The sequence below is a fragment of the bacterium genome (assembly GCA_040755795.1).
Classification (GTDB): Bacteria; UBA9089; CG2-30-40-21; order CG2-30-40-21; family SBAY01; genus JBFLXS01.
Genome location: JBFLXS010000231.1, coordinates 1 through 6318, shown reverse-complemented (window position 1 = coordinate 6318; position 6318 = coordinate 1). Strand labels below are relative to the sequence as shown.

The 6318-nt window shown below is 38.5% G+C and carries 4 protein-coding genes; all 4 read right to left on the bottom strand.

Annotated elements, in window-relative coordinates:
- A partial coding sequence (locus AB1414_13505; GenBank protein MEW6608438.1) for an ATP-dependent Clp protease ATP-binding subunit occupies positions 1-2045 on the bottom strand: 2045 nt, incomplete at its 3' end.
- Entirely contained in the window at positions 2038-3102 is a 1065-nt protein-coding gene (locus AB1414_13500) for a protein arginine kinase (protein ID MEW6608437.1), read from the bottom strand. The genes AB1414_13500 and AB1414_13505, both read right to left, overlap by 8 nt.
- 141 nt (positions 3103-3243) lie before the next feature.
- On the bottom strand, positions 3244-3768 hold the full coding sequence (locus AB1414_13495; protein ID MEW6608436.1) for a UvrB/UvrC motif-containing protein: 525 nt from the start codon (positions 3766-3768) through the stop codon (positions 3244-3246).
- A gap of 242 nt (positions 3769-4010) precedes the next feature.
- The coding region (locus AB1414_13490) for a T9SS type A sorting domain-containing protein (protein ID MEW6608435.1) at positions 4011-6318 on the bottom strand (2308 nt) is incomplete at its 5' end.

Below are 6318 nucleotides of genomic sequence, written 5' to 3'. Positions count from 1 at the left end.
TCAGCCGTAGCCTTTCTAAATCCAATATCTTTGGCTTCAAATATATCTCTTGCTCCGGCATTAGAGGTCATAATAAGCACCGCATTTCTAAAGTCAACTGTATGTCCAAGGTTATCGGTGAGATGTCCTTCTTCAAATATCTGGAGTAGAATATTAAATACATCTGGATGAGCCTTTTCAATTTCATCTAAGAGAATAACTGAATAAGGTTTTCTTCTTACCTTTTCAGTTAATTCTCCACCTTCTTCATAGCCAACATATCCTGGGGGAGCACCGACTAATCTGGAGACGGCGAATTTTTCCATAAATTCTGACATATCAATTTGTATCAAAGCCTCCTCGTCATCGAATAAGAATTCGGCTAATGCCCTGGCGAGTTCTGTTTTGCCAACACCAGTAGGTCCCAAAAAGATAAATGAGCCCATTGGTCTTTTTGGGTCTTTCAAGCCGGTTCTGGCGCGGCGCATTGCTCTTGACAGGGTGGAAATAGCCTCATCCTGGCCAATAATCCGTTTATGAATTTCTTCCTCCATCCGTAATAATTTCTCAGATTCCTTTTCGACCAGTTTGAAGACAGGAACACCCGTCCATTTGGAGACAATATCCGCAATATCTTCCTCGATGATAACATTTGTAGCCTCTTCCTGATGTTCACTTTCCCATTTTTTCTTTGTCTCCTCAATTTTTTTTCTAATTTCTTTTTCTTTATCACGCAAGGTTGCGGCTTTCTCATATTCTTGTGAAGTGATAGTGGCATTTTTTTCTTTAATTATTTGCTCTAATTCCTTTTCCATATCTTTAAGGTCAGGTGGTTTAGTCATAATGCGTAGTCGTGCCTTTGCCCCGGCTTCATCCATTAAATCAATAGCCTTATCCGGAAGGAATCTATCGGCGATATATCGATGTGCAAGTTTAGCCGCGGCATCTAATGACGCATCACTAAATTTGACGCGATGATGTGCCTCATATTTATCTCTCAATCCTTTTAAAATCTCAAAAGTTTCTTGAACTGAAGGTTCATCAACCATAACTGTCTGGAATCGACGCTCTAAGGCGGCATCTCGCTCCACATATTTACGGTATTCATCTAAGGTTGTGGCTCCGATACATTGTAATTCCCCGCGGGCTAAGGCTGGTTTTAAAATCGCGGAGGCATCTATTGCTCCTTCGGCACCACCAGCACCAACTAAGGTATGAATTTCATCTATAAACAGAATGACATCTGGACTTTGCTTGATTTCATTCATTATTCTTTTAAGTCTTTCTTCAAATTCACCACGATATTTAGTTCCGGCAACTACTGCGGCTAAATCTAAACATAATACTCGTTTATTAGCCAATACTTCAGGAACTCTGCCGCTAATTATCATTTGTGCCAATCCTTCGACAATGGCTGTTTTGCCTACACCCGGGTCACCAATCAATACTGGATTATTCTTAGTTCTTCGAGATAATATTTGAGTTACTCGTTCTATTTCATCTTTGCGGCCAACGACCGGGTCTAATTTATCATCTCTGGCTAATGTGGTTAAATCTCGGGAGAAGGCATCTAAGACCGGTGTTGTTGTTTTCTTTTGTCCTGGTGCACCAGCAATGGCTGATGGCATTTCTCCACCTAATAATTTAATTACGCCGTCACGCACCTGCTCCAAATTTATACCCATAGCCATCAATACCTTTGCTCCAACACTTTCTCCTTCTCGAATTAAGCCTAACAATAGATGCTCAGTTCCAATATAATTATGGTGTAGCACCCGTGCCTCATCTACCGCTAATTCTAACACCTTTTTGGAATGAGGGGTAAAAGGAACATCGCCTATCGTCAGCATATCTGCACCTGAGGGAACCTGCTTTTCTATCTCTATTCGTAGCGATTCAAGATTAACACCAAGGCTTTTTAAAACCTCTGCCGCCACACCTCCTCCTTCACGAATTAAGGCTAACAGAATATGTTCTGTGCCAAGGTAATCATGCCCAAGTCGTTTCGACTCTTCCTGTGCCAATTGCAAGACCATTCTTGCTCTTTCTGTAAATCGTTCAAACATTTCTTTCTTCACCTCTTGTTAAATTTTTTTGGATTATGAGTGCCCGCTTAACATCTCGAGCTGGCGAACTCAAAATTTCACCTGAGAATAATTGAACATGTGCTGGTTGAGAAATAACCAGAAGTTCATTGATAATCTTCAACGAAATATCTTTTATCAATCCAATTCCCACGCCTAATCTAACTAATGATAATAGTTCTAATGCCTCTTTTGAGCCTATAACCCGGGCATGAGTTAAGGTCGCATAAGCACGCATAATCTGGTCTTCTAATTGAATACGGTTATTTTTCATTAATATCTCCCGTGCCTTTTCCTCATGTCCTATGATTTGATTGGTAATTTTTTCAGTATTATCTGTAATTTCCTGCTCATTTCTGCCAAGTGTTACCTGATTGGATATCTGGAAAAAATTACCCAGAGCCTCTGTGCCCTCTCCATAAAGTCCTCGAATAGCCAATCCTACCTGTGAGATGGCATGAAGAATTTTTCGTATCTGATTCGTAATATTCAGTGCCGGCAAATGTATCATCACCGATGTTCGCATCCCTGTGCCAACATTAGTCGGACAGGCAGTTAAATAGCCCCAATTCGATGAATAAGCGTAGTTCAGGTACTTAGACAATTCATCATCTATTTTATTAATCATCTCCCAGGTAGTCCTTGAGTCTAACCCGGAGGCAAAGGTTTGTATTCGCAGATGGTCTTCTTCATTAACCATAATGTTCATTATCTCTTTGTCGCCAATAAAGACGACGCCTTTTTTACTCTCTGCCAGTTCGCGGCTAATTAAATGCCGCTCCATTAATAGTTGTTTAACGAGGTCATTCACCTTGTTTAATTCAACCATTGTTACATTTGTCAGATAGGAATTATTTTTAATTGCCTCTTTTATCTGGAATATAACCTTATCAAGGTCAGATTCTTTCGCACAATGGGCAAATGGGATACCCTCAATATTTCGGGCTAATCTTACCCTGGTACTGATAACAATATTAGAATGATTTCCACTACTATTTAACCATTGTGCCGGGGTATCAATAAATTTTTTTAAATCCATTAGTCTCTCTCCTGAAAATAAGGAAGTAGAAAGTAGAGAGTAGAAAGTAGAAAGTAAAGAAAACATTACTCCTCACGCTATCTCCTTACATCCTACCTGCTTACTTTTACAATTATAACCCTCAACAATGTTTGTTTGCCACTACCTTTCTCCTTCAGCCTTTATTTCTTTTTCTAAATCTCTAATTTTATCTCGTAAATTAGCCGCCTCTTCATATTCTTCTCTTTTAACCGCCTCATCTAACGCCTTACGAAGTGCCTCAATCTCTTTTATTTTAGTCATATCTTGTGTTTGTGTTACCGCGACTTTAAGTGGTGATTTACCAATATGTTGAATATTGCCATGAATCTTTCGTAAGATATCTGCTAATGGTTCATTAAATGCTTGATAACACTGACTACAACCTAACTTTCCTCGTTCGCGAAAATCTGAATAAGTAGAATTACACCCCGGGCATTTTTTCTCTACCATTTGCCTGGGTAATGCCTCTGGACTTAATTCAGTTAGAGCCGAAAGGAGATTAGTAATTGCCGAAGGGAGTTGGAATTTTTTTACCCCTTGTTCATAGGCACATTTTTCACACAGGTGCATTTCTGAATATTTATTATTAACCATTTCTTTATAAAATATCGTTGCTTCTTCTTTTTGACAGACATCACATAGCATTGGTCATCACCTCCATTATTGTTAAGGTTGTAGAGTTCTGCAAAAATAGGAAACTGTAGTTTTTAAGCGGGTATTTAAAACCTCTATTTTTATCAATTTCCTCCAAAGAGCAAAAGGCAAAACTCGTTTATAGTTTATGGTTTATAGTCCTTCAACTATCAACTATCTACTATAAACTATAAACTATCAACCATCTTGCTCTTTGCATTAAAACCCTAACCACCACTCTCTTTCCAACTCTCTTACCTCACCACCCCTATCTTACCTACCTTCTTATCTCCTTCAGAACTACTAATCACATAAATATAAATCCCACCGGCTACTTTCTCATTATCTTTATTCTGGAGCTTCCAGAGCCATTTGCCACTACTACTTACTCCCTCATATTCATATACCTCTTCACCAACTATATTAAATATCCGCACCTTTATTTGACCCGGTAGATTATCACCAAAAGTTACTTGCTCCCTTGCCGGGTTAGGATAAACTATTACTTCTCCTAACGGCTTAACTACCTCTCCCCCTATCCCGACTAACGACAGATGTGGCACATAAAATACTAATTCCTTATTTACCATATCTAATTTCTGATTCTCTATTTCCTTCCACTCACCATCCTCAACATAATATGCCTTCAGGCTCCCTTCAATTATATCCTTATGTAACTGCTCTAATTCATAAGCATAACTTACCTTCATCAGCTTATTTATCTCTATCCCTGGTGTGTAAATGACAAACTCCCACACCTTTACTGGTTCTATCCCTGCTGGAGGTGATGGATATTGGGTTACTCTATAAAAATCAAACAAGGCATTTTGATTATTTAATGTCTCGGCTGTAATTTCTACTCTTAAACCTTCCTTTGCTATTACATTAGGTATCCCTTTAAAAATATTGTATATGCCTATTTCCTTCCTGCCAGAGGCAACTAATGTTTGTGTTCCAATGTATATCCCATATACAAGTGTTTGTTTATTCGATGTAGTGGTTGTCCCTGTTATCTCATAGGTATCTCTCCCTTTACCAAATATTATATCTTTTTCACATATCTTTGTCAAATTATTTTTTTCTTCAAGTACCCATGCTTTTATCATCCCTTCAAACCCTTCAGTAATCTCTACACCTACTTTCACTTTAAATCCTTCGTTAAATGAATATCCCTCTTTATCAAATCTTACCTCTTTTATTACCCCACTTATCCCGCGAACATCAAGAGGAAGTAGAGAGTAGAAAGTAGAGAGTAGAGAGTAATAATACAGATAATAAGTTCCGGTAAGCATAGGTGATGGCAGTTTAAAGGTAAATGTTTGACTGCCAGGCTGGTTAAATTCAATCGTCCAGGTAGCAGGTTCGCCTGGAGTACTTAAACTCACAGTTCCTTGCTCTTGTGAGATAATCGTTAATGTAACCGTTTCTCCTTGATTATACACTTGCTTATCGGAGATTATCGTCATAGAGCCTTTTTCTCTCACATAAATTGCATCCAGCCAAATTGCTCGCTCATTTTCAGAATAAATACCAAAGTTAAGTTTTTGCCCATTATGATGGATGGGAATCTGAAATATAAGTTGTGTTGAGGTTGAAGGCTCAAGGCTAAAGGTTTGTGTTGCCTCGTAACTATTGAATCTTACCTTTGCTGATAGATTTAGTGTCCCTATTGCGACATCACTTAAATTTGTTACTCCTATCGTCAGTGTAGCCATCTCATCTTCTTCATAATACCCTTTATCCATACTTGTTTCTACATTCAACCTTATTCCCACTATCCGCACTAAAAATTCTTCCGCCACTTCCCTCTCTTCACTAACTACTGACCACTGACTACTGGCTACTCCAGTATAAGTGCCATTTTCAAAATCTGTTGGAACTTGCAATCTGAAAGTCATTATTCCTATCTCTTCAGGCGCTAACCAGAGCACCCTCTCTTCATCCACTATATCCAACAATTTTACCTTCACCTTTGCCTCACCAACTGCATTACCAACATTACAGATAGCCACAGTAACTGTCCCTTCACTCCCGGCACTTATCTGTCCACTGACTTCTGTCCTTTGTATCTCAAATTCTGGTTCTAAACTAAAGACTATCTCCTTTTTATCGATCATATTCCCATCATACAAAATCACTGCTTTAGCGGTATAAGTTTCTGTTAGTAAAGATTGTGTGCCCAAAATAAATGTATAAGTTCCATTTTCGCTTACTTCTAAACTTAAAGCAGTCCTTGTCTGATAAAACGGTGTTTCAAAATTCAATTGCCCATTAAATTTATTCGAGCCATAATTTTTTATCCCAATATTAAAATTACCATCCGAGCCCCCAAATTCCAAAGCTGAAATTTTTGCCACATTCTCACTTGCTACCTTAAATCCACCGCTTCCTGTCCCCATAAAATACTCATAACTTAAGGAATAATCACCTTCGCTTAATTCATAGATAAGGCTACCCGTAATTGTTCCCCCATTTGGGATATAGAATTCACTACTTATTCTAATTATGTCTTCCGAATAATCAGTTTGTGGTGCTTTTGGTGGAGTCTTTACAGGGTGTGGA